The organism is Streptococcus sp. KHUD_015 (genome assembly GCF_051106265.1).
Classification (GTDB): Bacteria; Bacillota; Bacilli; order Lactobacillales; family Streptococcaceae; genus Streptococcus.
Genome location: NZ_CP193665.1, coordinates 1,621,127 through 1,646,971, shown reverse-complemented (window position 1 = coordinate 1,646,971; position 25,845 = coordinate 1,621,127). Strand labels below are relative to the sequence as shown.

Sequence of the window (25,845 nt, the reverse complement as noted above, 5' to 3'; positions counted from 1 at the left end):
AAAAGGAGAAAGAAAATGAAAAAATTTGTCGCTGAGTTAATCGGTACGTTCATGCTTGTGTTCATCGGAACAGGAGCTGTTGTTTTTGGAAATGGTCTTGAAGGTCTTGGACACCTTGGAATTGCTTTTGCCTTTGGTTTGGCAATCGTAGTTGCAGCTTTCTCAATCGGAACTGTTTCAGGTGCTCACTTGAACCCAGCTGTTTCGATTGCTATGTTTGTAAACAAACGTTTGTCATCTTCTGAGCTTGTAAACTACATCCTTGGACAAGTTGTTGGAGCTTTCATCGCTTCTGGCGCTGTCTTCTTCCTCTTGGCAAATTCAGGTATGTCAACTGCAAGTCTTGGTGAAAATGCCTTGGCAAACGGTGTAACTGTCTTTGGTGGTTTCTTGTTTGAAACAATCGCAACCTTCTTGTTTGTCTTGGTTATCATGACTGTAACATCAGCAAGCAAGGGCAATGGCGCGATCGCTGGTTTGGTAATTGGTTTGTCATTGATGGCTATGATCCTTGTTGGATTGAATATTACTGGACTTTCAGTTAACCCAGCTCGTAGCTTGGCACCAGCTGTCTTTGTAGGTGGTGCAGCCCTTCAACAAGTATGGATTTTCATCCTTGCCCCAATCGTTGGTGGTGTTCTTGCAGCACTTGTTGCTAAAAACTGTCTTGGAACAGAAGAATAATTGAAACTCAAAAAGCCTTGCTCCTCATCTTGAGGAACAGGGCTTTTTCGTATGATACTCTTTGAAAATCTCTTCAAACAACGTCAGCTTCATTTACAACCTCAAAGCAGTGCTTTGAGCAACCTGCGGCTAGCTTCCTAGTTTGCTTTTTGATTTTCATTGAGTATGAGTTTAGCGGTTGTCAATTTTCTCTGGATAAAGGTCGTGTTGGAAGAGGCGTTGTTCTGCCAAGCCTTCATACTTAGTTCCAGGCTTACCGTAGTTGTAGTAGGGGTCAATTGAGATACCACCGCGCGGAGTGAATTTTCCCCAAACCTCCAAATAGCGAGGGTCTAGCAAGTTGACCAAGTCTTTCCCGATGGTGTTGATACAGTTTTCGTGGAAATCTCCGTGGTTTCGGTAGCTAAAGAGGTAGAGTTTGAGGGATTTTGACTCAACACAGAGCTTGTCAGGAATGTAGGAAATATAGATAGTTGCAAAGTCTGGCTGAGCAGTGATTGGGCAAAGTGAGGTAAATTCAGGACAGTTAAATTTGATGAAATAGTCATTTTCCACATGACGATTATCAAAGGATTCTAGGACTTCGGGTTGATATTCGAAAATGTAGTTGGTTTCTTTGTTGCCTAGTAGGCTTAGGTTTTTCATTTCTTCTTGTTGTGACATGTTTTTTTCTTTCTAATCTTAAACACCACGTTGATTATCGTAGAGGAGGGTATGGAGTTGAGGAAGGACGCGGACATTGCCCCAACTATCGTCAGTAGCGATGCGTTCCCAGAGTTCTTTGAGACGGTCCAGTTGATCTTGGATAATATTGCCTGTGGCCTTGGGCTCAGGATTTCCAGCCGATAAGAAGAGGACATCTGGTTGGTAGCGTTCTTGTATTCCTTTAGCAAAGGCCAAATCGGCATCGTCAAAGACAGGGATTTTAAAGGTGACTTTGTCTGGATCAAGTTGGGAAACGATAAAGTCCAAGGTCTCAAAGTTGACTTCCATCTTGGATGAAGGAGGTTTGGGACTCAGGGTGACTTGGTCGATGTCTTTCAACCAATTTTGCCAGCGAGAACCTTGAGTCTCGACAGCAAGGGTGACACCACGTTCCTTGAGCTTTTTGACGAGTTCAGCCATGTTGGCTGCTAGGATAGCAGGATTTCCCCCAGATAGGGTTACATAGTCGTAGCTTCCCAATTTATCCAAGGCAGCAATGACCTCGTCAGCTGTCATACGAGTTGGCTTTTCAGAACCATCCCAAGTAAAGGCAGAATCGCACCAGTCGCAGTGGTAGTCGCAACCAGCAGTGCGGACAAACATGGTTTTCTGCCCGATTGCACGGCCTTCGCCTTGAAAGGTTGGGCCAAAAATTTCCAAAACTGGTAGTTTGAGGACACGTTCCCTAGTCATCTAACCACTCCCGTCTAAACTCCGCAAAGGCAGTCGGAGTCTCATAGAGGCGAACGTATTCCAAACGGAGACCGCGCTCGTCTGGCAACTCTTGGTACATGGTTTGGAAAATCCAGTAAACCATATTTTCAGCAGTCGTATTCATATAGGGAAGAGTTTCGTTTAGATAGCGATGATCCAAGTGGGGCTCTAAGTAGTTCTTGTAGATCGATTTGATGTCTCCGAAATCGTAGGTCATGCCGCGTTCATCTAAAAAACCACTGACAGCAATCTGCAGATGATAGGTGTGACCATGAAGGGATTTGCATTTTCCCTCATAGTGAAAGAGGTGGTGGGCAGCATCAAAGGTAAATTCTTTGGAGACTAGAGTCCGATAAGGATTATAAACGAGAGATTCTCCAGTTTCTTGTTTGATTTCTTTGGGTGCAAAAAACATTAGGCTTCTCCTTTCTGTGAGAGATAAACATCTAGACCATGTTGACGTAGGTGGCAGGCTGGGCAATCTCCACAGCCACTCCCGATAATTCCGTTGTAGCAGGTTAATGTTTTTTCACGAACATAGTCAAAGGCACCGAGTTGGTCGGCTAATTCCCAAGTTTCAGCCTTGTCTAGCCACATGAGAGGCGTTTGGATAATGAAGTCGTAATCCATGGCAAGGTTGAGAGTAACATTAAGGGATTTGACAAAGACATCCCGACAATCAGGGTAGCCTGAGAAGTCTGTCTCGCAGACACCTGTCACGATATCTTTAATGCCCCGTTGCTTAGCAAGGACTGCCGCAAAGGACAGAAAGAGGTGGTTGCGACCGTCAACAAAGGTATTGGGAACCTCCCCCTCTTTTTGCTCAATTTCCAGATCAGAGGTCAGGGCATTTTCAGTGATTTGTCCCAGCAGCGACATATCTAGGATGTGATGACGAATTCCTTGTTCCTCAGCGATTTCTCTAGCAACTTGAATTTCGAGATGATGGCGTTGGCCGTAGGCAAAGGTAACTGCTTCGACCGTTTCATAGTGTTCTTTAGCCCAAAAGAGGCAGGTTGTGGAATCTTGACCGCCACTAAAGACGACCAAGGCAGATTGACGTTTCATAGTACTCCTTCCGAAATGGGAAATGTTCAGAGCACGCAAAAAGCTCCCTTGAGGGAGCTAAAAAATACCAAGTCAAGGTTTTTTTTAGCGATGGCATGTCCCAAACATCGTAATATTCTACCTATAGTCTAGCATATTTTTTGAAAAATGGCAAAGGGCAAGAAAAAAGAGACCAAAGCAAGTACTTGGTCTCTAATGTGATTAGCTCAATTCAGCAACGATAGCCTTGATTTGTTCTGCTGTGTGAACACCAGCAACTTGTTTCACCACTTGGCCGTCTTTTTTGAAGAGAAGAGTTGGGATAGACATGATTCCAAAAGCACGAGCTGTGTTTGGATTTTCATCAACGTCCATTTTAACGATTTTCAAGACATCTTCTGAAAGTTCTTCAGACAATTTATCCAAGATTGGACCTTGCATACGACATGGACCACACCAAGTTGCCCAGAAGTCTACCAAGACCAAACCGTCTTTTGTTTCTTGTTCGAATGTTGCATCTGTAATTGCTTTTGCCATTGTATTTCTCCTTTTTTAGTTATATTGGCTTAAATCTTGTTTCTTGAGATAGAAGAAGATATCTCCGTAAGTTCCATGGTAGTCCAAATCATGACCCTTGTAAGTCAATTTTTGAACAGGGTAGTAGTCTGCGACGCCGATAAGGCAAGCTTGTTGTGAACGATCAAAGTCTTCATAAGATTCGAACGTTACAGTTCTTTCGTTCTTGCTGGCATCTAGATAGGTAATTTCAATCATTTTAAAAACTCCTTTGTTTAATGATGACTTTATTTTACTCCTTGTAAAAGAGAATGTCAAGAAAAATGATTGCGCACGCAACTTTTTTTAAAAAAATCATCTTAAAGCAAGAAATCCAAACCAGTTTCCAAGCTTTCTTCGACAGCCTTTTGTAGAGAGGCCAGTGTCTTTTGCCCATCACTTGTCAGGCAGATAAAACTAGAGCGTCTATCTTGATGGCAACACATGCGACTAAGCAGACCGCAATTTTTAGCTTCTAAGCGAGCTACCATCCGAGAAACAGCGCTCGGGCTCAGATGAAGCTTATCTGGCAGGTCAATCTGTCGTAGAGATTTTTCTTGAGCCAAGTCCAGATAGTAGAGCAGGTAAAACTCTTTCAAGGTCAGACTTTGGTCACTCTGTTGGGCAATGGTCTCTTCCAAGAGACCTTCAATTTCTTTTTGCCGACGATTGAAGTCAAACCATTTTTCCAAATAAGTCATAGTATCTCCTTTCTTTTTAGAGTCATAAATAGAAGAAAGTCCATTCACGGACAATCTCTGTATCACAAGATGATTGCGCATGCAATAATTATACTACTTTTCAAGAAGGCTGGCAAGAAGGACGCTAGAATCTTTTTATCTTAAATTACGCCTGTTTTCACTAGTCTATAATTGTCTGTATCCCCTTTCTTCTTAAACTTTCATCAACTCTTATGCATTTCCTTGAAATTTTCTGAAAAAAGAGTAAACTGGTATGCAAGAAGTCTATTTCGTGGAGTTTAGGATGAAATTATATGTTCAATTAATGATTCTCTTTGTGATTTCTCTAATCGGAGAGGGGATTTCCAGTTTCTTTCATTTGCCCATCCCAGGCAGTATTATCGGCTTGATTATTCTTTTTCTAGCCCTACAATTCAAGTGGCTGAGAACTAGGCATGTCAATATGGTGGGGAATTTCTTGCTGGCCAATATGACCATTCTCTTTTTGCCGCCAGCAGTGGGAATCATGGAGAAGTTTGATGTGATTGCTCCCTATCTTTTGCCCATTGTCTTGATTGTCTTTTTTGCAGCAGTCATCAATATTATCCTCATAGCCTTGGTGGTTCAGTTTATCAAACGACGGTTTGAGGGAGATTATGAGAAAGGAGATGCCAAATGAGTGAATTTGTTTCCAATCCCCTGTTTGGGCTTGCCCTGTCTATCCTAGCTTATCTAGTGGGAATGCTGATTTACAGACGTTTTCCCCATCCATTGACAACGCCCTTGCTTTTGTCAGCTGTTTTCATTATCATCTTTCTAAAGGTGACGGGGATTTCTTACCAAGATTACTACCAAGGTGGGGTTTATCTGAACAACTTGATTGTCCCATCGACCGTGGCTTTAGGGATTCCCCTTTATAAGAGTTTTCACTTGATGAAGCACCATGCTCGGAGTATTCTTTTTGGAAGTCTGTTAGCAGTAGTTGTCAATACCTCTTTCACAGCCCTTGTGGCTAAGATTTTTGGCATGGACTTTTTCCTAGCCATTTCTCTCTTTCCTAAGTCAGTGACAACCGCTATGGCAGTGGGAATTACAGAAAAATTGCAAGGTTTGACGACTGTGACCTTGGTCGTTGTAGTGGCGACTGGGATTTTAACCAGTGTCATCGGCCCAACCCTTTTGAAGTGGTTGAAAATTGACGATCCAGTAGCTGTTGGTCTTTCCCTTGGAGGAACAGGTCACGCAGTTGGAACGGGAACAGCCTTTCGATACGGTTCTGTAGCAGGAGCCATGGGTGGCTTGGCTATCGGTGTCACCGGTATTCTCTATGTCTTTGTCAGCCCTATTGTAGCCAGTTTGATATTGAGTTAAATCAAAACCCAGCTGTTTAGCTGGGCCTTTTTTATTGTAAATTAACCTTATTTTTCAAGATGTGATAAGTTCCTAGATAGTAGATGGCTATAAGAATAACTTCTTCCAGAATAGTCATGATAATGCCCATCTGGAACTGATCAGCTCCTCCTGAGGTTGATGGGAAGTAGAAGCCAGGGTTAGAACGATAGAAGAGTTCAATAAAGCCAACGACAATTTGGATACCAATGTAGGCTACAATTGACAGTGCGGTACGGTATTCATTGAAAAGCTGTCCAATGGAAATAGCCAAGTAGATACAGAGGATTCCAGAAATGGTATTTAGTAGGAAGGATACCCCCATAAGAGAGAGTTGAGGAAGGTGTGTTCTTATAAATGGTATCAAGTCAGAAGTTGCAAACCAATCTGGAGCCGTTAGAGTCAGAACAATAAAAGCACTTAGAGCTAGTACAGCAGTGCTGACAATAGACCAAATAAAGGCACCGACTAATTTAGCAGTGATGATATGGTGTTCAGAAACTGGCAAGGTCAAAGTCAGATAGCCTTGTCGGTCATAGACACTTCCTTTGAAGCGTTTAATAATCAAGAAGATAGTTGAAATCGCAAGTGTAATCATCAAACCACCAAAGACAGTAGCTAGAAAAACAAGTAGAACAGATAGATTTTTTTCAGGTAGTTTGATTAAGGATTGTGCTTGTATCCCGATAAGGGCAGAAAGGATGAGCACGGCAGCGTAGAGGGCTAAATACCACTTGTTAACATTTTTAAATTCATAGCGGACTAAATTCCAAAACATAATAATCTCCTTTATTTAGGCCTTAAATTCCTGACGGAAGAGTTGGTCAATGGATTCACCTGACTCATAGCGAATATCATCTACATTTCCTTGACGGACGACTTTTCCGTCTTTGAGGAAGACAATTTCATCCAAGATTGGCTCGATATCAGAAATCAAGTGGGTAGAAATCAAAACGGTAGAAGTTGGTGAGTAGTTGTTGATAATGGTATTGAGAATATACTCACGGGCTGCTGGATCCACCCCACCAATGGGTTCGTCTAAAACGTAGAGACGAGCATCACGGCTCATAACCAAAATCAGTTGTACCTTTTCCTTGTTTCCTTTTGATAGTTTCTTGAGACTACTATTTTCATCAATGCCGAGGTCTGCAAGTAGATGATGGGCGCGTTCAAGATTGAAATCTTTATAGAAGGTCTTGAAGTAGGTTAGGGCTTCTTTGACCTTCATTTGCTCATTGAGATAGGTGGTATCAGGCAAATAAGCTACGATAGCCTTGGTTGCTGGGCTTGGGTCCATGTCGTTGATCAGGACGCGTCCTTGATCTGGTTGCAAGAGTCCATTGATTAGTTTAATCAAGGTTGTTTTTCCTGAGCCGTTTGGACCAAGGAGACCAACGATTTTTCCAGCTGGGATGTCAAGGGAAACATTTTCAAGGGCTGGGGTTGCTCCATAAGATTTGGATACATTTTCAAATGCTAGTAATGACATAGGCTTAAACTCCTTTAATATAATCGCCGACTACGCCTGGTAGTTCTTCTTTTTCATAGCCAAAATGGGTCATGGAGGAAACGAAGTGTTCCAATTCTTCTTCTGATAATTGTTTGCGTGATTGGGCGATTAGCTCCTTATCCTCAGTTACAAACCGTCCAGTTGTTCGCTTGCTGTAGACAAATCCTTCTCGTTCAAGATCTGACAAGGCTCTTTGGATGGTGTTTGGATTGACACCGGCCTCGCTTGCTAGCTCTCTCACAGTTGGAAGTTGTTGATTGGGTTCTAGTGTATGGGAAACAATCTGAAGCTTGATTTTCTCCATAATCTGTAAATAGATGGGTTTTTTGTTGTCAAATGTCCAGGACATCTTGGTCTCCTTTCTCCTATCCTTTTGTCTTAATTAAATAATACAACAAAACAAAAAACTTGTCAAGCAAAAAGAAGAATTGTTTTGGGAATCGCTTAAAAAATGGTATAATGAAAAGAAAACGATAAGGAGGGAAAGGATGCGTTGTCCAAAATGTGGGGCTACCAAGTCAAGTGTTATCGATAGTCGCCAAGCAGAAGAAGGGAACACCATTCGTAGAAGACGTGAGTGCGATGAATGCCAACACCGTTTTACAACCTACGAACGAGTAGAAGAAAGAACCTTAGTGGTTGTTAAAAAAGATGGCACACGGGAACAATTCTCCAGAGATAAAATCTTTAATGGGATTATCCGCTCAGCCCAGAAACGTCCTGTGTCAAGTGATGAAATCAACATGGTAGTCAATCGTATCGAACAGAAACTCCGTGGTCGAAATGAAAATGAAATTCAAAGTGAGGACATCGGTTCGCTCGTCATGGAGGAGTTGGCTGAGTTAGATGAGATTACTTATGTACGTTTTGCCAGTGTCTATCGTAGCTTTAAGGATGTCAGTGAGTTAGAGAGTCTGCTCCAACAAATTACCCAGTCCTCTAAAAAGAAAAAGGAAAGATAAATGAAGCCAATTGACCGTTTTTCTTATCTAAAGAATAATCGGGTGTCGCAAGATACCTCATCTCTGGTACAGTGCTACCTCCCGATTATCGGTCAGGAGGCACTGAGCCTTTATCTTTATACGATTAGTTTTTGGGATAATGGCAGAAAGGAATACCTCTTTTCAAGCATTCTCAACCATCTCAACTTTGGGATGGACAGACTTTTAAAATCCTTGAAAATCCTATCTGCTTTCAATCTCTTAACCCTCTATCAAAAGGGGGATGTTTACCAGCTAGCTCTCCATGCTCCTCTTTCAAGTAAGGATTTCTTGGAACATCCTGTTTATCGTAGACTCTTGGAGAAAAAAATTGGTGATGCAGCTGTGGAGGATTTGGGAGTTGAAAGTGCTGATGGTCAAGAAATACCTGTTTCACTCAATCAAGTCTTTCCAGATTTGGCAGAACTAGGAAGTCAAGAAGACCTTAGTCTCAAGAAGAAAGTGGCCAACGATTTTGACTTGGAACATTTTCGTCAGCTTATGGCTCGAGATGGGCTTCGCTTTGCGGATGAGCAGTCCGACGTCTTAAACCTCTTTGCCATTGCCGAGGAAAAGAAGTGGACTTGGTTTGAAACTTATCAATTGGCCAAGTCAACAGCTGTTTCTCAGGTTATTTCAACCAAACGCATGCGGGAAAAAATCGCTCAAAAACCTGTTTCCTCTGACTTTAGTCCTAAGGAAGCAACCATTATCAAGGAAGCAAAAAGTAAGACTGCCCTGCAGTTCTTGGCAGAAATCAAGCAAACACGCAAGGGAACCATTACCCAAACAGAAAGAGAACTCTTGCAACAAATGGCTGGCTTGGGCTTACTGGACGAAGTTATTAATATCATTCTCTTGTTGACCTTTAACAAGGTAGATTCGGCAAACATCAATGAGAAATATGCCATGAAGGTAGCCAATGACTATGCCTATCAAAAAATTCATTCGGCAGAAGAGGCAGTTCTTCGGATCCGTGAGCGAGGGCAGAAAAGTCAGTCTCAAAAAAGCAGTAACCCCAGTCCTGCTAAGTCCAATGTGCCCAAGTGGAGCAATCCAGATTATAAAAATGAAACCAGTGAGGAAACTCGTCTGGAACTAGAGCGTAAGAAACAAGAACTATTAGCTCGATTAGAAAAAGGAGGAGATTAGATGGAAAGTGTCGGAGACGTACTCAAACGTCAACCTAGCCGTTTTCATTATCAAGATTTGGTCCAGAAAATCATGAAGGATCCTGATGTTGCGGCCTTTATCCAGCAAGAATCCCTTACTCCAGAGGAATTGAATCGTAGTATCTCCAAGTTTAATCAGTACATCACTGAGCGCGACAAGTTTCTTCGTGGGGATACGGATTATATTGCCAAAGGTTACAAGCCTATTTTGGTTATGAATCATGGCTATGCGGATGTTTCTTATGAAGAAACTCCTGAACTAATTGTGGCTGAAAAAGAAGCGGCTATTAAGAACCGTCTCAAGTTAATCAATCTGCCAGCCAGTCTCAAGAAAGCTAGTTTAGCTCAAGTTGACTTGGATGATTTGGAGCGCTTGCCAGTTTTTGAAAAGCTATTAGCCTTCGTGGAACAGTATCCAACTATTCGAAAAGGTCTTTACCTATATGGAGATTTTGGTGTGGGTAAAAGTTTCATGGTGGCTGCCTTGGCTCATGATTTATCAGAAAAACGTGGTGTTTCATCAATTCTCCTCCACTATCCTAGCTTTGTCATTGATGTCAAAAATGCTATCGGTGATGGTAATGTCAAGACCTTGGTAGATGAGATTAAATTGTCTGAAGTCCTGATTTTAGATGACATTGGTGCCGAGCAATCAACAGCTTGGGTACGTGATGAAATCCTGCAAGTGATTCTCCAATATCGGATGCAGGAAAATTTACCGACCTTTTTCACCTCCAACTTCAACTTTGAAGAATTGGAGCTGCATTTCGCTAAAGGGAAACATGGAAATGACGAAACCTGGGAAGCCAGACGCGTCATGGAACGCATCCGTTATTTGGCTGAGGAGACTCGTTTAGAAGGAGTAAACCGTCGATGACAGAAACGATTAAACTGATGAAAGCTCATAAGTCTGTTCGAAGATTTAAGGAGCAAGTCCTTCCTCAAGAAGACTTGACTGAAATCCTGACAGCAGCCCAGATGGCCTCGTCTTGGAAGAATTTTCAATCCTACTCTGTGATTGTAGTACGAAGTCAAGAGAAGAAGGATGCCTTGTATGAATTGGTGCCTCAAGAAGCCATTCGCCAGTCTGCTGTTTTTCTTCTTTTTGTCGGAGATTTGAACCGTGCAGAAAAGGGAGCTCGACTTCATACCGATTCATTCCAACCCCAAGGTGTAGAAGGTCTCTTGATTAGTTCGGTCGATGCGGCTCTTGCTGGTCAAAATGCCTTGCTGGCAGCTGAAAGATTGGGCTATGGTGGTGTCATTATTGGCTTGGTGCGTTACAAGTCAGAAGAAGTGGCAGAGCTCTTTAACCTGCCTGACTACACCTATCCTGTCTTTGGGATGGCACTAGGTTTACCAAATGAAGAACACGAAGTCAAACCTCGCTTGCCATTGCATCAGGTGGTTTTTGAGGAAGAATATCAGGAACAAACAGTTGATGTGATTGAGGCTTATGACCGTGTACAGGCTGACTATGCTGGAGCGCGTGCGACCACAAGCTGGAGTCAGCGCCTAGCAGAACAGTTTGGTCAAGCTGAACCAAGCTCAACTAGAAAAAATCTTGAACAGAAGAAGTTATTGTAGAAAGTGAGAAATTATGGCCCTACCAACTATTGCCATTGTAGGACGTCCCAATGTTGGGAAATCAACCCTATTTAATCGGATCGCTGGTGAGCGAATCTCCATTGTAGAAGATGTCGAAGGAGTGACACGTGACCGTATCTATGCAACGGGTGAGTGGCTCAATCGTTCCTTTAGCATGATTGATACAGGAGGAATCGATGATGTCGATGCTCCTTTCATGGAACAAATCAAGCACCAGGCAGAAATTGCCATGGAAGAAGCTGATGTTATTGTTTTTGTCGTGTCTGGTAAGGAAGGAATTACCGATGCGGACGAATACGTAGCCCGTAAGCTTTATAAGACCCACAAACCAGTTATCCTTGCGGTTAACAAGGTGGACAACCCTGAGATGCGAAATGATATCTATGATTTTTATGCCCTCGGTTTGGGCGAACCACTGCCTATCTCATCTGTTCATGGTATCGGTACAGGAGATGTGCTAGATGCCATCGTAGAAAATCTTCCAAATGAATATGAAGAAGAAAATCCAGATGTGATTAAGTTTAGCCTGATTGGTCGTCCCAATGTTGGAAAATCTAGCTTGATTAACGCTATCTTGGGAGAAGACCGTGTCATTGCCAGTCCAGTTGCTGGAACAACTCGTGACGCCATTGATACCCACTTTACAGATACAGATGGTCAAGAGTTTACCATGATTGATACGGCTGGTATGCGTAAGTCTGGTAAGGTTTATGAAAATACCGAGAAATACTCTGTTATGCGTGCCATGCGAGCTATTGACCGCTCAGATGTGGTCTTAATGGTCATCAATGCGGAAGAAGGCATTCGTGAATACGATAAGCGTATCGCAGGATTTGCCCATGAAGCTGGTAAAGGAATGATTATCGTGGTCAATAAGTGGGATACACTTGAAAAAGACAACCACACTATGAAAAACTGGGAAGAAGATATCCGTGAGCAGTTCCAATATCTACCTTACGCACCGATTATCTTTGTATCAGCCTTGACCAAGCAACGTCTCCACAAACTTCCTGAGATGATCAAGCAAATCAGCGAAAGTCAAAACACACGTATTCCATCAGCTGTCTTGAACGATGTGATTATGGATGCCATTGCCATCAACCCAACACCGACAGATAAAGGAAAACGCCTTAAGATTTTCTATGCGACCCAAGTGGCAACCAAACCACCAACCTTTGTCATCTTTGTCAACGAAGAAGAACTCATGCACTTTTCTTACCTGCGTTTCTTGGAAAATCAAATCCGCAAGGCCTTTGTCTTTGAAGGAACACCAATCCATCTCATCGCAAGAAAACGTAAATAAAAAAGTAGAATCTGGAATGACATTTCCAGATTTTTTTGATAGAATGAAAATGAAGAAAACGCTATCAAAAAAAGGGGGATGCTGATGAAACATTTGTTTAAATTCTTACTTTTAGCACCTTACTTTTATTTTGATAACTGGATTGAAAAGGCCAACAGAAATAGTAAATTTTTCCCAATTTTTTACTATTTTTACTGGGTTTACATCCCCCTCTATTCTCTTTTTAGCCTTGCTTGGACAGTTATTTCAGTTCTGTTTTTCAATATCGTCATGAGAAATTTGACAGATATCAAGTTATGGGGCATTTGGTTTCTTTTTATTCTGCTAGCTATTGGTCTGAATAGGTTAACTTATTTCTGTTTCAAAAAAATGCTTCGCTTGAGACGAGAACTAGGGAAGTCTAAAGGTGGAAGGCATTGATTTATATTGGTAATAACATTTAATAGAACGAAACTAAAGAAAACAATTTCAAAGAGGAGGTGTCGATGATGAAACTGTCGTTTAATTGGTTTCATTTGATACTCTTATTTCCTTGTTTATATTTTTTCTATTGGATAGACAATGCTGACAGAAACAGTAAAATTTTCCCCATCATCTACTATTTTTACTGGATTTATATTTCCTTTTTAGCTCTGTTTAGCTTGGATATGACAATTTTTTCATTCTTATTTTTCCCTTTTGTTCTAAATCATGAATCAGATGCTAGTACTTGGGGTGTTTGGTTGCTTTTGATAGTCTTATCTCTAGGCAGTGACTGGTTAGACTATATCTTTTTCAAAAAAATGTTTCGCTTGAGACGGGAACTCGGGAAGTCTAAAGGTGTGAATTAAGAAAAGGGTAGGAACTAAAAAATGACTATATCTATGATTTATTTATGCGGCTATAGATACAGTCGTTTTTATTTTGATTATGAAACTTGAGAGAAATATTCATCTTGTATAGTGGATTGAATATGAAATAATACAATACAACTTATAAAACATTGGAAAAAAATGCTTTAGATGCCTTAATTGATTCGTTCGCATTCTATTTCGATTTGCTATAATAAAATGATGAGAGTTATTACAAATTATAGGTTTGAAAAATCATTAATTTCTTTTTCGAGTAATTTAACTAATGCCTCTTCTTTGGTTAGTCGTAATAAAGTGATTCCTTTATCAATCAAATCGGAGTTATGTTGCAGTATTCCCAAGCGTACTTGAGAAAATCCAAGAATATCATATATTTTTAATTCTTCTGCTAATACCAAAAGTTGTAGGGTGATTGTTTCACATTCTTTGAGTAAATGATGTTGAAAATATACAGTGGAGAGATTAGCTAAAAAAGATGATAAAAATACTTTTGTTTCTCGGAAATATTTATATTTTTCGATGGTTTTCATGATTCTATCAATAAGAAGGAGAAGATTTTCAGAAGGAAAGAAAAAGAGAATGGTTCCAAGCAATTTCAAATCACTAATGTACCATGTCTCCATAGGTTCAAGATAGTCCCAAATTTCTTCATACAAATCTTTCAAGACGTGGTTGTTTTTGAATCCTTTAGTTCGTAACTCTGTGACAATTTTTGTATGACGATAGATATTTTGAATAGGAACATCGTGATGTGTCTTAAGATATTTTTGACACTTCTCAGTGAGTTCAACCATTTTTCTAGTATCTTGAAAAGTAGACGGATTTTGGCTCTCTACAATAATGTTTCGTCTTTTACTAGGATGGTATTCGTTGCATATATACTTGAATTCTGCTAAGCTCATATCAATTTGTTCAAGAAGAAATACCATGTTTTCAAAACTGGGAATAACTTTACCGTGTTCAATATTTGTTAGAGTTGTTCTATGTATGACTTGTCCACATACATCTTGTTGGGTCAATCCTTTTGACTTTCGAATTTCTTTAAAAATTTGTCCATAATCCCATCTCATATTGTTCCTCCTAGGCAAATGTGAATATTTTCTACATTTATAAAAAACGTAGAAAAAGGTGGTATTATTATATCAAAAAAGGAGGAAAAAAGTCATGGGATTTAAAAAATATTTGAAGAATTTACCGAAAAACTCTGGATTTATTATATCCTTGATTTGGAGTTGGATTCCACTTATCTGGTTTGAAACGTGGTTTTGGGGATAAAGAAATTAGAGTCTATACATAGTAAGTAAAGGAGGAATTTGTATGATATATCATCGTCTAGAATAAATCTATATTTAAAATAGAAGTTATAAGGAATCTTCTTGAATAAAAAATGAAAGGAAACAGAAAAAATGAAAACTAAAAAATTATTAAAAATGGTTATTCCTGTTTTAATGATAAGTGCTGTTGGAACTACTTTCGTAGAGGCAAATCAGATAGGTGCTTTTAGTAATTTTGTTATTACTACCAGTTATGAGAGAACAGGTTATTTGACCAAAGAAAATGAAGATGCGGAATATATCATGAACTTAAATCCTTGTAGAAATTTACATCCCATGACTGTTAAGCATCGTATAGTAAATTCTAATGGAGAAGCTCGTAGTGGAGAATCGTTAACAACCTGTGGTACTCGTTCAACTCATGGGAATTGGGCAACGGTTGGCTATGTTTATGCAGCAGATATGGCAAGACAAAATTGGTGGGATTTATCAGCTGCCATTTCAGGTAGTTGGTCACCAAACTAATTCGTAAAGTAGGTATAATTTATGAAGATTCCTCTCTTAACTTTGGCAAGGCATAAATTTGTTTATGTCTTGCTTACTTTGCTTTTTCTTGCTTTGGTTTATCGTGATGTTTTGATGACTTATTTCTTTTTTGATATTCATGCACCTGACCTAGCCAAATTTGATGGACAAGCAATTAAAAATGACTTATTAAAATCAGCATTAGATTTTCGTATTCTCCAGTTCAATCTAGGTTTTTATCAATCATTTATTATTCCAATCATCATTGTTTTGCTAGGTTTTCAATACATTCAGCTGAAAAATAAAGTTTTACGATTGAGTATTGGAAGAGAAGTGAGTTATCAAGGGTTAAAAAGAAAGTTGATTTTGCAAGTTGCAAGTATCCCTTGCTTGATATATTTAGTGACTGTGCTGATAATTGCAATCATAACCTATTTCTTTGGGACTTTTTCTCCTCTGGAATGGAATTCTCTATTTTCTGATGGGAGTAGTTTACAAAGGCTTCTAGATGGAGAAATAAAAAGTTATTTGTTTTTTATGTGTGTTCTTCTAATCGGTATCTTCATCAATACGGTCTATTTTTTAAAAATAGTTGATTATTTAGGGAATGTGACTCGTTCGGCAATCGCCTATTTGATGTTTCTTTGGCTTGGTTCTATGTTGCTCTATAGTGCCTTGCCTTACTATATGGTTCCTATGACGAGTTTGATGCAATCTAGCTATGGAGATGTAAGTTTGATGAAACTCTTTACTCCTTACATCCTTTACATCGTCTCTTATATGGTGCTTGAAAAATATGAAGATAATGTTTAAGAATTTTAACAATATTTGGCTAAAGAGAAAGATCGTTTTACTACTTCGTATAGTTCTGATGATGATTTTGACCAACTATCTATTGTCAACAGCGGTTCAAAAGCAGGATGTTTTTCTCTTTTTCAAGAGGGAATTGATTTCAATCTTTTTCTATAATGACTATTCTGAAGTGAATTTAGAAATCCCCAAACTCTTGTTAAACCTTTCTATTTTCATGGTTGGATGGCTCTCTGTCATTTTGCTTGAAACTGATTTGGCCGACCATTATCATCATTTGATTCGCTATCAATCAAGCTCCTTTTTCGATTATACAAGGAAACGATTGGTTGTCATTTCTAAATTTTTTACTCAAGATTTATTTGTCTGGTTTCTTGGTTTACTTCCGCTAGGAATTCATTTCAAAACAGTTGCTCTCTTCTTTTTACTTGCTCAGTTAATGATGTTGTATTTGCTACTGTCTTATCTGATAGCACTTATTAGTGCGGGCGCTGGTTTTTCCTTTTTTCTCTATTTTTTAGCATTTGTGGGACAAGAATGGATGATGGATCATATTGTGATAGTATATTTAGGACTCTTAAGTTTATTAGTTATCTTGATTGTTAGTCGGTTAGAAGAGAAATTTAAGAAAGGATAAACGATGAGACTTGAAATTATAAATGGACAGAAAATTTATGGGAAAAGACCTATTTTAAATGAGTTAAATCTGGTCTTTCAATCAGGAAAAATTTATGGACTTAAAGGTGATAATGGATCTGGCAAGACGGTTCTTTTAAAGGTACTTGCTGGTTATATTAAGCTTGACAAAGGAAAAGTTCTTCAAGATGGTAAAGTTTACGGGGTAAAAAATCATTATATTCAGGATGCAGGAATTTTAATTGAAAAGGTAGAGTTTCTATCTCATTTATCCCTGAGAGAAAATTTGGAACTGTTAAGGTATTTTTCATCTAAAGTTACGGAAAAAAGAATTGCCTATTGGATTCAATACTATGATTTACAGGAATTTGAAGACGTTGAATACCGTCATTTATCCTTAGGAACAAAGCAAAAAATGGCTTTGATTCAAGCCTTTATTGCCGAACCATCTATACTCTTTCTTGATGAACCTATGAATGCTTTGGATGAGAAGAGTGTGAGGTTAACCAAACAGGTCATTTTATCCTATCTGAAAAAAGAAAATGGTTTGGTTATCCTGACGTCGCACATATCGGAAGATATTTCAGACCTTTGTACAGATGTATTAGTTGTCGAAAATGGACATATACAATATTTAAAGGATATACAATCCTAGGAGGTGGCTTATGGAACATCTAAAATCATTTATTACACGCTATTCTAAGGTCTATATTGGTTTAGTTCTGCTGATCTGGCTGGCTTTCTTCTTTGTTCCTTGGGATAAACCAGTTCTGGGAATATCTATCAATCTCTTAATCATACAGAAAGTCTTGCTAGTTTTTGGTATTCTGTCTATTTTGATGGCCTTGCTGTCCAAGAAAGTCAGTCTCTTTGTTTTTGGATTGATCTGCTGTTTTTCTCTTTGGATAAATCTATTTATCCTATTTGCGATTTTGCCGATTTTTGTTGGCAATTAAATCATCATAAAAGTCAGAGAGGTTAGCTTGGAAACTAGCCTCTTTTTCCTTTTCAAAATGGGGATTCTTCCTTGAAAATAATCAGTAATTGTGCTAAAATTAAAAGAACATTCTAAAATATTCGGAATTTAAAGTAAGGAAAAACATGGCTAATATTTTAAAAACAATTATCGAAAATGATAAAGGAGAAATCCGTCGTCTGGAAAAGATGGCTGACAAGGTTTTCAAATACGAAGACCAAATGGCTGCTTTGACAGATGACCAACTAAAAGCAAAAACAGTTGAATTTAAAGAACGTTATCAAAATGGAGAATCACTGGATTCACTGCTTTATGAAGCATTTGCGGTTGTCCGTGAGGGTGCCAAACGTGTCCTAGGTCTCTTTCCATATAAGGTTCAGGTCATGGGAGGGATCGTTCTTCACCATGGTGACGTGCCAGAGATGCGTACAGGGGAAGGGAAAACCTTGACTGCGACTATGCCGGTATACCTCAATGCCCTTTCAGGCAAAGGGGTTCACGTAGTTACGGTCAATGAATACCTGTCAGAACGTGACGCGACAGAGATGGGTGAATTGTACTCATGGCTTGGTTTGTCAGTAGGGATTAACTTGGCTGCCAAATCTCCAATGGAGAAAAAAGAAGCCTATGAGTGTGATATTACCTACTCAACTAACTCAGAAATCGGATTTGACTACCTTCGCGACAACATGGTCGTTCGCGCTGAAAACATGGTACAACGTCCGCTTAACTATGCCTTGGTCGATGAGGTTGACTCAATCTTGATTGATGAGGCGCGTACACCTTTGATCGTATCAGGTGCTAACGCAGTTGAAACTAGTCAGCTCTACCACATGGCAGACCACTATGTGAAATCTTTGGATAAAGACGACTACATCATCGATGTGCAGTCTAAGACTATTGGTTTGTCTGATTCAGGGATTGACAAGGCTGAAAGCTACTTCAAGCTTGAAAATCTCTATGATATCGAAAATGTAGCTCTGACTCACTTTATCGATAACGCCCTTCGTGCCAACTACATCATGCTTCTCGATATTGACTATGTGGTGAGCGAAGAGCAAGAAATCTTGATCGTTGACCAATTTACAGGTCGTACTATGGAAGGTCGTCGTTATTCTGATGGATTGCACCAAGCCATTGAAGCTAAAGAAGGTGTGCCAATTCAGGATGAAACCAAGACATCTGCCTCAATCACTTACCAAAACCTTTTCCGTATGTACAAGAAATTGTCTGGTATGACAGGTACAGGTAAGACTGAGGAAGAAGAATTCCGTGAAATCTACAACATTCGTGTTATTCCAATCCCAACAAACCGTCCTGTTCAACGTATTGACCACTCAGACCTTCTTTATGCAAGTATCGAGGCTAAGTTTAAGGCGGTTGTCGAAGACGTTAAGGCTCGTTACCAAAAAGGTCAGCCTGTCTTGGTTGGTACAGTAGCGGTTGAAACTAGTGACTACATTTCTAAGAAATTAGTCGCAGCTGGCGTTCCTCACGAAGTCTTGAATGCTAAGAACCACTATAAAGAAGCCCAAATCATCATGAATGCTGGTCAACGTGGTGCTGTTACCATCGCAACCAACATGGCCGGTCGTGGTACCGACATCAAGCTTGGTGAAGGGGTTCGCGAATTGGGTGGACTTTGTGTGATTGGTACAGAACGTCATGAAAGCCGTCGTATCGATAATCAGCTTCGTGGACGTTCAGGTCGTCAAGGAGACCCAGGTGAGTCACAATTCTACCTATCTCTTGAAGATGACTTGATGAAACGTTTTGGTTCTGAACGCTTGAAGGGAATATTTGAACGCTTGAATATGTCTGAAGAGGCGATTGAGTCTCGTATGTTGACGCGTCAGGTTGAAGCAGCTCAAAAACGTGTCGAAGGAAATAACTATGATACCCGTAAACAAGTCCTTCAATACGATGACGTCATGCGTGAACAACGTGAGATTATCTACGCTCAACGTTACGATGTCATCACTGCAGACCGTGACTTGGCACCTGAAATTCAGTCTATGATCAAACGCACGATTGGTCGTGTCGTTGACGGTCATGCGCGTGCAAAACAAGATGAAAAACTCGAAGCAATTTTGAATTTTGCTAAGTACAACTTGCTTCCTGAAGATTCTATTACGATGGAAGACTTGTCAGGCTTGTCTGATAAGGCCATCAAGGAAGAGCTTTTCCAACGTGCCTTGCAAGTTTACGATAGTCAGGTTTCAAAACTACGCGATGAAGAAGCAGTCAAAGAATTCCAAAAAGTCTTGATTCTACGGGTGGTGGATAACAAGTGGACAGATCATATCGATGCCCTCGATCAATTGCGTAACGCGGTTGGACTTCGTGGCTATGCTCAGAACAACCCTGTTGTTGAGTATCAGGCAGAAGGTTTCCGTATGTTTAATGATATGATTGGTTCGATTGAGTTTGATGTGACACGCTTGATGATGAAAGCCCAAATTCATGAACAAGAAAGACCACAAGCAGAACACCATATCAGTACAACAGCGACTCGTAATATCGCTGCCCACCAAGCAAATATGCCTGAAAATCTGGATTTGAGCCAGATTGGACGGAATGAACTTTGCCCATGTGGTTCTGGTAAGAAGTTTAAAAACTGTCACGGTAAAAGACAATAAAATGAGATAGTTTAGAGGCGGATACCTTGTGAAAAGTAAATTTTTACTTGGTATCCGTTTGATTTATAAGGAGATGAGTTATGGTATTTACAGCAAAAAGTCCTAAAATTAATATTGAAGAAGTTCGTGCCTTATCAAAATTAGAAGGCCAAGCTTTGGAGAGAAAATCACAGCGCGATCAAGAGCTAGAAGCCATTATACGTGGAGAAGACCAGCGGATTCTCTTGGTAATCGGGCCATGCTCATCTGATAATGAAGAAGCTGTCCTTGAGTACGCTAAACGTTTGGCAGCTTTGCAAGAAGAAGTGGCAGACCGTATCTTTATGGTTATGCGTGTTTACACTGCCAAACCTCGTACCAACGGAGATGGATACAAGGGCTTGATTCACCAGCCTAATGCGACAGAAGCGCCTAGTCTTATCAACGGAATCAAAGCTGTTCGCCATCTTCATTATCGTGTTATCACAGAAACAGGTATGACAACAGCTGATGAAATGCTTTATCCTGAAAATCTTCCTCTTGTGGATGATTTGATTTCTTACATGGCGGTTGGTGCCCGTTCAGTTGAAGATCAGCAACACCGCTTCGTGGCAAGTGGAGCAGATTTTGCGACTGGGTTTAAAAATCCAACCTCTGGAAATCTCAATGTTATGTTTAATGGGATTTATGCTGCTCAAAACAAACAAAGTTTCCTTTTTCTTGGAAAAGAAGTAGAAACAACTGGGAACCCGCTTTCGCACGCCATTCTTCGTGGAGCAATCAATGAATATGGTAAGAATATTCCTAACTACTACTATGATAATTTGATGGATACCATTGCTCAGTATGAGAAGATGGGCTTGGAAAATCCCTTTATCATCGTCGATACCAATCATGACAATTCTGGTAAGCAACATATGGACCAAATTCGAATTGTCCGTCAGACCTTGATTAATCGTGATTGGAATGAAAAAATCAAGCAGTACGTTCGTGGATTTATGATTGAGTCTTATCTAGAAGACGGTCGTCAGAACGAACCGGAAGTATTTGGCAAGTCTATCACAGACCCTTGCCTTGGCTGGGAGAATACGGAAGTCCTCGTCAGAGAAATCTACCAAACGTTAGGAGAATAAGATGGCATTTATTGAAAAAGGTCAAGAAATCGATATTGAAGCAATCAAGGCAGAAACCCAATTGTCTGCGGAAGCCTTGCGACTCAAGGAGCGCCGTGATAGAGAATTGGCAGACATTATTTCAGGAGAAGATGACCGGATCCTTTTGGTGATTGGTCCTTGCTCTTCTGATAATGAAGAGGCTGTCTTGGAATATGCTCGCCGTTTATCCGCCTTGCAAAAGAAGGTGGCGGACAAGATTTTCATGGTTATGCGTGTTTATACAGCTAAACCTCGTACAAATGGAGACGGCTATAAAGGCTTGGTACACCAACCAGATACTTCAAAAGCTCCAAGTTTGATTAACGGCTTGCAGGCTGTGCGCCAGTTGCACTACCGCGTGATTACAGAGACTGGTTTGACAACGGCAGATGAGATGCTTTATCCGTCAAATCTGGTCTTGGTAGATGATTTGGTCAGCTACCATGCTGTGGGGGCTCGTTCTGTGGAAGATCAAGAGCACCGCTTTGTGGCTTCAGGAATTGATGCACCAGTAGGGATGAAAAATCCAACCTCAGGAAACCTTGGGGTCATGTTTAACGGTATCTATGCCGCTCAAAATAAACAGACCTTCCTCTTCCATGGTCAAGAAGTTGAGACTTCAGGAAATCCCTTGGCTCACGTCATTCTTCGTGGCGCAGTTAATGAATATGGGAAAAACGAACCTAACTTCTACTATGAAACCCTGCTAAATGCCATTGAACGCTATGAAGCCATGGGGCTTGAAAATCCCTTTATCCTCATCGATACCAACCATGATAACTCAGGAAAGCAATATATGGAGCAGATTCGAATTGTTCGCCAGACCTTGCAGAATCGTGATTGGAATGAGAAAATCAAAAAGACAGTTCGAGGCTTTATGATTGAATCTTACCTAGCAGATGGTCGTCAAAACCAACCAGAGGTCTTTGGTTGCTCCATTACCGACCCTTGTCTAGGTTGGGAAAATACAGAGGCCTTGGTAGAAGAGATTTATGCTACCTTGACAAAATAAGTGAAAAGGATGGAGTTGGGGAATCTCAACTCCTTTTGATGAGAATGATAGTTGGACACGGAATTGACATCGAAGAATTAGCTTCGATAGAAAGCGCAGTTACACGATATGAAGGTTTTGCTAAGCGCGTGTTGACCGCTAAGGAAATGGAGCGCTTCACCAGTCTCAAAGGGCGCAGACAAATTGAATATTTGGCTGGTCGCTGGTCGGCTAAAGAAGCCTTTTCTAAGGCAATGGGAACTGGCATTGGAAAGCTTGGTTTCCAAGATTTGGAAGTCTTGAATAATGAACGCGGGGCGCCTTATTTTAGTCAGTCACCATTTTCAGGAAAGATTTGGCTGTCTATCAGCCACACCGATCAGTTTGTGACAGCCAGTGTCATTTTGGAGGAAAATCATGAAAGCTAGTCCACATAGACCAACCAAGGCTCTGATTCATCTGGGAGCTATTCAACAAAATATTCAGCAAATGGGAGATCATATCCCTCAAGGAACGCTCAAGTTGGCTGTGGTCAAGGCCAATGCCTATGGACATGGGGCTGTTGCCGTTTCCAAGGCGATTCAGGACGATGTTGATGGTTTTTGCGTTTCCAATATTGATGAAGCTATTGAACTCAGACAGGCTGGACTCAGCAAGAAAATCCTTATTTTAGGAGTTTCTGACATCGAAGCAGTTGCTCTTGCTAAAGAATACGACATCACCTTGACAGTGGCTGGACTGGAGTGGATTCAAGCACTCTTAGATAAGGAAGCGGACTTAACTGGATTGACAGTCCACCTCAAGATTGATTCAGGAATGGGACGGATCGGTTTTAGAGAAGCAAGTGAGGTTGAGCAGGCTCAAGCTTTGCTCCAACAATACGGTGCTCGTGTTGAAGGAATCTTTACCCACTTTGCTACTGCAGATGAAGCATCAGATACCTATTTTAATGAGCAATTAGAACGGTTTAAAACTATTTTGGAAAGTATGAAAGGTCTTCCAGAGCTGGTTCATGCTAGTAATTCTGCAACGACTCTTTGGCATGCAGAGACTATTTTCAATGCGGTCCGTATGGGAGATGCCATGTATGGCCTGAATCCTAGTGGAGAGGTCTTGGACTTACCCTATGACTTGAAACCAGCCTTGACCTTGGAATCTGCCCTGGTTCATGTCAAGACAGTTCCAGCTGGAGCTTGTATGGGCTACGGAGCAACTTATCAAGCGGATAGCGAGCAAGTCATTGCGACGGTGCCAATCGGCTATGCGGACGGCTGGACACGAGACATGCAAAATTTCTCTGTCTTGGTAGATGGCCAAGCTTGCCCAATCGTTGGACGAGTATCTATGGACCAAATCACCATTCGGTTGCCTAAGCTTTATCCCTTAGGGACCAAAGTAACTTTGATTGGTTCCAACGGGGACAAGGAGATCACAGCTACTCAGGTAGCGACCTACCGTGGAACTATTAACTATGAAGTGGTTTGCCTTCTCAGCGACCGCATTCCGAGAGAATATTATTAGAAAAGAAAGGAGTGGAGCATGAATCTACATCAACCCTTGCATGTCTTACCTGGTGTGGGACCAAAGTCAGCAGAAAAATACGCCAAACTAGGAATTGAAAATTTGCAAGAGCTCTTGCTCTACTTTCCTTTCCGTTATGAAGATTTCAAGACCAAGCAAGTATTGGAACTAGAAGACGGTGAAAAGGCAGTCCTATCTGGCCAGGTAGTGACTCCTGCCAGTGTCCAGTATTATGGTTTCAAGCGCAATCGTCTGCGATTTAGCCTCAAGCAGGGAGAAGTTGTTTTTGCGGTAAATTTCTTTAATCAGCCCTATCTGGCTGATAAGATAGAGTTGGGAGCACCCCTTGCTGTCTTTGGAAAATGGGACCGCGCCAAGGCTAGTCTGACAGGGATGAAGGTCCTGGCTCAGGTGGAAGATGACCTCCAACCTGTTTATCGCTTGGCTCAGGGAATCAGTCAGACCAGTTTGGTTAAGGTCATTAAAACGGCCTTTGATCAGGGACTGGACCTCTTAATAGAAGAAAATCTTCCTCAGTCCTTGCTGGATAAATACAAACTCATGTCCCGTTGTCAGGCCGTTCGTGCTATGCATTTCCCCAAGGATTTGGCAGAATACAAGCAGGCCCTTCGCCGTATCAAGTTTGAGGAACTCTTTTACTTCCAAATGCAATTGCAGACGCTCAAGTCTGAAAACAGAGTTCAGGGAAGTGGTCTGGTTCTGGATTGGTCTCAGGAAAAAGTGACAGCAGTCAAGGAAAGCCTTCCTTTTGCCCTGACCACAGCTCAGGAAAAGAGTTTGCAGGAAATTTTGACAGACATGAAGTTCGACCATCACATGAATCGTCTCTTGCAAGGAGATGTGGGGAGTGGAAAAACAGTCGTCGCTGGCTTGGTCATGTTTGCGGCGGTGACAGCTGGCTATCAGGCAGCCCTCATGGTGCCAACAGAAATACTTGCTGAGCAACACTTTGAGAGTTTGAAGAGTCTCTTCCCAGACCTAAAACTTGCTCTCTTGACAGGTTCCTTGAAGGTTGCAGAAAAGAGAGAAGTCTTGGAGACTATTGCCAAGGGTGAGGCTGATTTGATTATCGGAACCCACGCTCTGATTCAGGATGGAGTGGATTATGCTCGTCTGGGATTGATTATCATCGATGAGCAGCACCGTTTTGGTGTGGGGCAAAGGCGTATTTTACGGGAAAAAGGGGATAATCCAGATGTACTCATGATGACAGCAACTCCCATACCACGAACCTTGGCTATCACAGCCTTTGGAGATATGGATGTTTCCATTATCGACCAGATGCCAGCAGGACGAAAGCCTATTGTGACTCGCTGGATCAAATATGAGCAATTGCCTCAGGTCTTGACTTGGTTAGAGGGGGAAATCCAAAAAGGTTCTCAAGCCTATGTCATCTCTCCCTTGATTGAAGAATCAGAAGCTCTGGATTTGAAAAATGCCATTGCCTTATCAGAAGAGTTGACGGCTCATTTTGCAGGTAAGGCAGAGGTGGCTCTTTTACATGGTAAGATGAAGAGTGACGAAAAAGACCAGATTATGCAGAATTTTAAAGAGAGAAAAACAGATATTCTGGTTTCGACAACGGTTATTGAGGTTGGGGTCAATGTTCCCAATGCGACCGTCATGATTATCATGGATGCCGATCGCTTCGGTCTCAGCCAGCTGCACCAGCTCAGAGGTCGTGTCGGTCGGGGAGACAAGCAGTCCTATGCTGTTCTCGTTGCCAATCCTAAGACGGATTCTGGGAAAGACCGCATGCGCATCATGACAGAAACCACTAATGGATTTGTCCTTGCGGAGGAAGATTTGAAAATGCGTGGTTCGGGTGAGATTTTTGGAACCAGACAGTCAGGTCTCCCAGAGTTTCAAGTGGCTGATATTATCGAAGATTTTCCGATTTTAGAAGAAGCCAGAAAGGTTGCTAGTTACATTAGTTCGATAGAAGGTTGGCAAGAGGATCCGGAATGGCGCATGATTGCCCTTCATATGGAAAAGAAAGAACATTTAGATTAATACTCTTCGAAAATCAAATTTAAACCACGTCAACGTCGCCTTGCCGTACTCAAGTACAGCCTGCGGCTAGTTTCCTAGTTTGCTCTTTGATTTTCATTGAGTATAAGC

The 25,845-nt window shown here is 41.0% G+C and carries 32 protein-coding genes; 21 read left to right on the top strand and 11 right to left on the bottom strand.

Annotation, left to right across the window (positions count from 1 at the left end; translation table 11 throughout):
• Positions 1 to 15: 15 nt before the first annotated feature.
• Positions 16 to 684, top strand: coding sequence for an aquaporin (locus tag ACORHU_RS07545; protein WP_153195768.1), 669 nt, complete (start codon positions 16 to 18; stop codon positions 682 to 684).
• Between the two features lie 171 nt (positions 685 to 855).
• Here ACORHU_RS07545 and queF read toward each other — a convergent pair whose 3' ends face one another.
• The 7 genes from queF to ACORHU_RS07510 all read right to left on the bottom strand — a co-directional run bounded on the left by queF (position 856) and on the right by ACORHU_RS07510 (position 4,406).
• Entirely contained in the window at positions 856 to 1,347 is a 492-nt protein-coding gene (queF, locus tag ACORHU_RS07540; RefSeq protein ID WP_000082587.1) for a preQ(1) synthase, read from the bottom strand.
• 18 nt (positions 1,348 to 1,365) lie between these two features.
• Positions 1,366 to 2,082 carry a 7-carboxy-7-deazaguanine synthase QueE gene (gene queE, locus ACORHU_RS07535; protein ID WP_000196456.1) on the bottom strand — a complete coding sequence of 239 codons (717 nt, stop codon included), beginning with the start codon at positions 2,080 to 2,082 and terminating at the stop codon, positions 1,366 to 1,368.
• A complete protein-coding gene (gene queD, locus ACORHU_RS07530; protein ID WP_000464586.1) occupies positions 2,075 to 2,518 on the bottom strand; it encodes a 6-carboxytetrahydropterin synthase QueD in 444 nt (147 codons plus the stop codon). Before queD ends, queE begins: the two co-directional genes overlap by 8 nt.
• Complete coding sequence (gene queC / locus ACORHU_RS07525; protein WP_000828764.1) at positions 2,518 to 3,171, bottom strand: 7-cyano-7-deazaguanine synthase QueC; 654 nt, start codon at positions 3,169 to 3,171, stop codon at positions 2,518 to 2,520. Before queC ends, queD begins: the two co-directional genes overlap by 1 nt.
• Positions 3,172 to 3,372: 201 nt before the next feature.
• On the bottom strand, positions 3,373 to 3,687 hold the full coding sequence (gene trxA / locus ACORHU_RS07520; RefSeq protein WP_001029581.1) for a thioredoxin: 315 nt from the start codon (positions 3,685 to 3,687) through the stop codon (positions 3,373 to 3,375).
• Between the two features lie 15 nt (positions 3,688 to 3,702).
• Positions 3,703 to 3,924: a DUF4649 family protein gene (locus ACORHU_RS07515; protein WP_000570253.1), complete on the bottom strand. Its 222-nt coding sequence runs from the start codon at positions 3,922 to 3,924 to the stop codon at positions 3,703 to 3,705.
• 101 nt (positions 3,925 to 4,025) lie between these two features.
• Positions 4,026 to 4,406 (bottom strand): MarR family transcriptional regulator, encoded by a 381-nt coding sequence (locus ACORHU_RS07510; protein ID WP_153195764.1) that lies wholly within the window; start codon positions 4,404 to 4,406, stop codon positions 4,026 to 4,028.
• Positions 4,407 to 4,689: 283 nt separating this feature from the next.
• Between ACORHU_RS07510 and ACORHU_RS07505 the strand changes: the two genes are divergently transcribed.
• Positions 4,690 to 5,064: a CidA/LrgA family protein gene (locus ACORHU_RS07505; RefSeq protein WP_000781325.1), complete on the top strand. Its 375-nt coding sequence runs from the start codon at positions 4,690 to 4,692 to the stop codon at positions 5,062 to 5,064.
• Positions 5,061 to 5,756, top strand: a complete 696-nt coding sequence (locus tag ACORHU_RS07500; RefSeq protein WP_001288952.1) for an LrgB family protein — start codon at positions 5,061 to 5,063, stop codon at positions 5,754 to 5,756. Before ACORHU_RS07505 ends, ACORHU_RS07500 begins: the two co-directional genes overlap by 4 nt.
• Positions 5,757 to 5,787: 31 nt before the next feature.
• On the opposite strand, the gene ACORHU_RS07495 is transcribed toward ACORHU_RS07500, so the two are convergent.
• The 3 genes from ACORHU_RS07495 to ACORHU_RS07485 are packed head-to-tail and all read right to left on the bottom strand — an operon-like array spanning position 5,788 to position 7,633.
• Positions 5,788 to 6,552 carry a hypothetical protein gene (locus tag ACORHU_RS07495; RefSeq protein WP_261048632.1) on the bottom strand — a complete coding sequence of 255 codons (765 nt, stop codon included), beginning with the start codon at positions 6,550 to 6,552 and terminating at the stop codon, positions 5,788 to 5,790.
• Positions 6,553 to 6,567: 15 nt separating this feature from the next.
• Entirely contained in the window at positions 6,568 to 7,263 is a 696-nt protein-coding gene (locus tag ACORHU_RS07490; protein WP_434364151.1) for an ABC transporter ATP-binding protein, read from the bottom strand.
• Between the two features lie 4 nt (positions 7,264 to 7,267).
• Positions 7,268 to 7,633, bottom strand: a complete 366-nt coding sequence (locus ACORHU_RS07485) for a GntR family transcriptional regulator (RefSeq protein ID WP_000119149.1) — start codon at positions 7,631 to 7,633, stop codon at positions 7,268 to 7,270.
• Between the two features lie 139 nt (positions 7,634 to 7,772).
• Here ACORHU_RS07485 and nrdR point away from each other — a divergent pair, with 139 nt between their 5' ends.
• From nrdR to ACORHU_RS07450, 7 genes are all read left to right on the top strand, one after another.
• Complete coding sequence (gene nrdR, locus ACORHU_RS07480) at positions 7,773 to 8,246, top strand: transcriptional regulator NrdR (RefSeq protein ID WP_001203672.1); 474 nt, start codon at positions 7,773 to 7,775, stop codon at positions 8,244 to 8,246.
• Positions 8,247 to 9,416 carry a replication initiation and membrane attachment family protein gene (locus ACORHU_RS07475; protein WP_000802418.1) on the top strand — a complete coding sequence of 390 codons (1,170 nt, stop codon included), beginning with the start codon at positions 8,247 to 8,249 and terminating at the stop codon, positions 9,414 to 9,416.
• Positions 9,417 to 10,313: a primosomal protein DnaI gene (dnaI, locus tag ACORHU_RS07470; RefSeq protein WP_434364140.1), complete on the top strand. Its 897-nt coding sequence runs from the start codon at positions 9,417 to 9,419 to the stop codon at positions 10,311 to 10,313.
• Positions 10,310 to 11,023 (top strand): NADPH-dependent oxidoreductase, encoded by a 714-nt coding sequence (locus ACORHU_RS07465; RefSeq protein WP_434364138.1) that lies wholly within the window; start codon positions 10,310 to 10,312, stop codon positions 11,021 to 11,023. The genes dnaI and ACORHU_RS07465 overlap by 4 nt, the downstream gene beginning before the upstream one ends.
• 13 nt (positions 11,024 to 11,036) lie before the next feature.
• Positions 11,037 to 12,347 (top strand): ribosome biogenesis GTPase Der, encoded by a 1,311-nt coding sequence (gene der, locus ACORHU_RS07460; protein ID WP_001207696.1) that lies wholly within the window; start codon positions 11,037 to 11,039, stop codon positions 12,345 to 12,347.
• An 84-nt stretch (positions 12,348 to 12,431) separates the two neighbouring features.
• Entirely contained in the window at positions 12,432 to 12,767 is a 336-nt protein-coding gene (locus ACORHU_RS07455; RefSeq protein WP_434364131.1) for a hypothetical protein, read from the top strand.
• A gap of 65 nt (positions 12,768 to 12,832) precedes the next feature.
• Positions 12,833 to 13,177, top strand: a complete 345-nt coding sequence (locus ACORHU_RS07450; RefSeq protein ID WP_434364130.1) for a hypothetical protein — start codon at positions 12,833 to 12,835, stop codon at positions 13,175 to 13,177.
• Between the two features lie 239 nt (positions 13,178 to 13,416).
• Here ACORHU_RS07450 and rgg1518 read toward each other — a convergent pair whose 3' ends face one another.
• A complete protein-coding gene (gene rgg1518, locus ACORHU_RS07445) occupies positions 13,417 to 14,268 on the bottom strand; it encodes an Rgg/GadR/MutR family transcriptional regulator Rgg1518 (RefSeq protein ID WP_434364128.1) in 852 nt (283 codons plus the stop codon).
• Positions 14,269 to 14,604: 336 nt separating this feature from the next.
• Here rgg1518 and ACORHU_RS07440 point away from each other — a divergent pair, with 336 nt between their 5' ends.
• The 11 genes from ACORHU_RS07440 to recG all read left to right on the top strand — a co-directional run bounded on the left by ACORHU_RS07440 (position 14,605) and on the right by recG (position 25,737).
• Positions 14,605 to 14,997, top strand: coding sequence for a hypothetical protein (locus ACORHU_RS07440; protein ID WP_061759270.1), 393 nt, complete (start codon positions 14,605 to 14,607; stop codon positions 14,995 to 14,997).
• 21 nt (positions 14,998 to 15,018) lie between these two features.
• Positions 15,019 to 15,810: a hypothetical protein gene (locus ACORHU_RS07435; protein WP_434364126.1), complete on the top strand. Its 792-nt coding sequence runs from the start codon at positions 15,019 to 15,021 to the stop codon at positions 15,808 to 15,810.
• Complete coding sequence (locus ACORHU_RS07430; protein WP_138703383.1) at positions 15,803 to 16,444, top strand: hypothetical protein; 642 nt, start codon at positions 15,803 to 15,805, stop codon at positions 16,442 to 16,444. Before ACORHU_RS07435 ends, ACORHU_RS07430 begins: the two co-directional genes overlap by 8 nt.
• A 3-nt stretch (positions 16,445 to 16,447) precedes the next feature.
• Positions 16,448 to 17,098 carry an ABC transporter ATP-binding protein gene (locus tag ACORHU_RS07425; RefSeq protein WP_434364124.1) on the top strand — a complete coding sequence of 217 codons (651 nt, stop codon included), beginning with the start codon at positions 16,448 to 16,450 and terminating at the stop codon, positions 17,096 to 17,098.
• Positions 17,099 to 17,108: 10 nt separating this feature from the next.
• A complete protein-coding gene (locus tag ACORHU_RS07420) occupies positions 17,109 to 17,399 on the top strand; it encodes a hypothetical protein (protein WP_261081320.1) in 291 nt (96 codons plus the stop codon).
• Positions 17,400 to 17,544: 145 nt separating this feature from the next.
• Complete coding sequence (gene secA, locus ACORHU_RS07415; protein WP_049521669.1) at positions 17,545 to 20,058, top strand: preprotein translocase subunit SecA; 2,514 nt, start codon at positions 17,545 to 17,547, stop codon at positions 20,056 to 20,058.
• A gap of 80 nt (positions 20,059 to 20,138) precedes the next feature.
• Positions 20,139 to 21,170 (top strand): 3-deoxy-7-phosphoheptulonate synthase, encoded by a 1,032-nt coding sequence (locus ACORHU_RS07410; protein WP_033676537.1) that lies wholly within the window; start codon positions 20,139 to 20,141, stop codon positions 21,168 to 21,170.
• A gap of 1 nt (position 21,171) precedes the next feature.
• On the top strand, positions 21,172 to 22,203 hold the full coding sequence (locus ACORHU_RS07405; RefSeq protein ID WP_000864041.1) for a 3-deoxy-7-phosphoheptulonate synthase: 1,032 nt from the start codon (positions 21,172 to 21,174) through the stop codon (positions 22,201 to 22,203).
• 44 nt (positions 22,204 to 22,247) lie between these two features.
• On the top strand, positions 22,248 to 22,610 hold the full coding sequence (gene acpS / locus ACORHU_RS07400) for a holo-ACP synthase (protein ID WP_434365171.1): 363 nt from the start codon (positions 22,248 to 22,250) through the stop codon (positions 22,608 to 22,610).
• Positions 22,600 to 23,703, top strand: a complete 1,104-nt coding sequence (alr, locus tag ACORHU_RS07395; protein WP_434364120.1) for an alanine racemase — start codon at positions 22,600 to 22,602, stop codon at positions 23,701 to 23,703. The genes acpS and alr overlap by 11 nt, the downstream gene beginning before the upstream one ends.
• An 18-nt stretch (positions 23,704 to 23,721) precedes the next feature.
• Positions 23,722 to 25,737, top strand: a complete 2,016-nt coding sequence (recG, locus tag ACORHU_RS07390; RefSeq protein WP_434364118.1) for an ATP-dependent DNA helicase RecG — start codon at positions 23,722 to 23,724, stop codon at positions 25,735 to 25,737.
• Positions 25,738 to 25,845: the final 108 nt, after the last annotated feature.

What these genes read in the sequence shown, in the direction of transcription:
- ACORHU_RS07545 (WP_153195768.1), top strand. Translation starts at nt 16, where the DNA reads ATGAAAAAATTTGTCGCTGAGTTAATCGGTACGTTCATGCTTGTGTTC.
- queF (WP_000082587.1), bottom strand. Translation starts at nt 1,347, where the DNA reads ATGTCACAACAAGAAGAAATGAAAAACCTAAGCCTACTAGGCAACAAA.
- queE (WP_000196456.1), bottom strand. Translation starts at nt 2,082, where the DNA reads ATGACTAGGGAACGTGTCCTCAAACTACCAGTTTTGGAAATTTTTGGC.
- queD (WP_000464586.1), bottom strand. Translation starts at nt 2,518, where the DNA reads ATGTTTTTTGCACCCAAAGAAATCAAACAAGAAACTGGAGAATCTCTC.
- queC (WP_000828764.1), bottom strand. Translation starts at nt 3,171, where the DNA reads ATGAAACGTCAATCTGCCTTGGTCGTCTTTAGTGGCGGTCAAGATTCC.
- trxA (WP_001029581.1), bottom strand. Translation starts at nt 3,687, where the DNA reads ATGGCAAAAGCAATTACAGATGCAACATTCGAACAAGAAACAAAAGAC.
- ACORHU_RS07515 (WP_000570253.1), bottom strand. Translation starts at nt 3,924, where the DNA reads ATGATTGAAATTACCTATCTAGATGCCAGCAAGAACGAAAGAACTGTA.
- ACORHU_RS07510 (WP_153195764.1), bottom strand. Translation starts at nt 4,406, where the DNA reads ATGACTTATTTGGAAAAATGGTTTGACTTCAATCGTCGGCAAAAAGAA.
- ACORHU_RS07505 (WP_000781325.1), top strand. Translation starts at nt 4,690, where the DNA reads ATGAAATTATATGTTCAATTAATGATTCTCTTTGTGATTTCTCTAATC.
- ACORHU_RS07500 (WP_001288952.1), top strand. Translation starts at nt 5,061, where the DNA reads ATGAGTGAATTTGTTTCCAATCCCCTGTTTGGGCTTGCCCTGTCTATC.
- ACORHU_RS07495 (WP_261048632.1), bottom strand. Translation starts at nt 6,552, where the DNA reads ATGTTTTGGAATTTAGTCCGCTATGAATTTAAAAATGTTAACAAGTGG.
- ACORHU_RS07490 (WP_434364151.1), bottom strand. Translation starts at nt 7,263, where the DNA reads ATGTCATTACTAGCATTTGAAAATGTATCCAAATCTTATGGAGCAACC.
- ACORHU_RS07485 (WP_000119149.1), bottom strand. Translation starts at nt 7,633, where the DNA reads ATGTCCTGGACATTTGACAACAAAAAACCCATCTATTTACAGATTATG.
- nrdR (WP_001203672.1), top strand. Translation starts at nt 7,773, where the DNA reads ATGCGTTGTCCAAAATGTGGGGCTACCAAGTCAAGTGTTATCGATAGT.
- ACORHU_RS07475 (WP_000802418.1), top strand. Translation starts at nt 8,247, where the DNA reads ATGAAGCCAATTGACCGTTTTTCTTATCTAAAGAATAATCGGGTGTCG.
- dnaI (WP_434364140.1), top strand. Translation starts at nt 9,417, where the DNA reads ATGGAAAGTGTCGGAGACGTACTCAAACGTCAACCTAGCCGTTTTCAT.
- ACORHU_RS07465 (WP_434364138.1), top strand. Translation starts at nt 10,310, where the DNA reads ATGACAGAAACGATTAAACTGATGAAAGCTCATAAGTCTGTTCGAAGA.
- der (WP_001207696.1), top strand. Translation starts at nt 11,037, where the DNA reads ATGGCCCTACCAACTATTGCCATTGTAGGACGTCCCAATGTTGGGAAA.
- ACORHU_RS07455 (WP_434364131.1), top strand. Translation starts at nt 12,432, where the DNA reads ATGAAACATTTGTTTAAATTCTTACTTTTAGCACCTTACTTTTATTTT.
- ACORHU_RS07450 (WP_434364130.1), top strand. Translation starts at nt 12,833, where the DNA reads ATGATGAAACTGTCGTTTAATTGGTTTCATTTGATACTCTTATTTCCT.
- rgg1518 (WP_434364128.1), bottom strand. Translation starts at nt 14,268, where the DNA reads ATGAGATGGGATTATGGACAAATTTTTAAAGAAATTCGAAAGTCAAAA.
- ACORHU_RS07440 (WP_061759270.1), top strand. Translation starts at nt 14,605, where the DNA reads ATGAAAACTAAAAAATTATTAAAAATGGTTATTCCTGTTTTAATGATA.
- ACORHU_RS07435 (WP_434364126.1), top strand. Translation starts at nt 15,019, where the DNA reads ATGAAGATTCCTCTCTTAACTTTGGCAAGGCATAAATTTGTTTATGTC.
- ACORHU_RS07430 (WP_138703383.1), top strand. Translation starts at nt 15,803, where the DNA reads ATGTTTAAGAATTTTAACAATATTTGGCTAAAGAGAAAGATCGTTTTA.
- ACORHU_RS07425 (WP_434364124.1), top strand. Translation starts at nt 16,448, where the DNA reads ATGAGACTTGAAATTATAAATGGACAGAAAATTTATGGGAAAAGACCT.
- ACORHU_RS07420 (WP_261081320.1), top strand. Translation starts at nt 17,109, where the DNA reads ATGGAACATCTAAAATCATTTATTACACGCTATTCTAAGGTCTATATT.
- secA (WP_049521669.1), top strand. Translation starts at nt 17,545, where the DNA reads ATGGCTAATATTTTAAAAACAATTATCGAAAATGATAAAGGAGAAATC.
- ACORHU_RS07410 (WP_033676537.1), top strand. Translation starts at nt 20,139, where the DNA reads ATGGTATTTACAGCAAAAAGTCCTAAAATTAATATTGAAGAAGTTCGT.
- ACORHU_RS07405 (WP_000864041.1), top strand. Translation starts at nt 21,172, where the DNA reads ATGGCATTTATTGAAAAAGGTCAAGAAATCGATATTGAAGCAATCAAG.
- acpS (WP_434365171.1), top strand. Translation starts at nt 22,248, where the DNA reads ATGATAGTTGGACACGGAATTGACATCGAAGAATTAGCTTCGATAGAA.
- alr (WP_434364120.1), top strand. Translation starts at nt 22,600, where the DNA reads ATGAAAGCTAGTCCACATAGACCAACCAAGGCTCTGATTCATCTGGGA.
- recG (WP_434364118.1), top strand. Translation starts at nt 23,722, where the DNA reads ATGAATCTACATCAACCCTTGCATGTCTTACCTGGTGTGGGACCAAAG.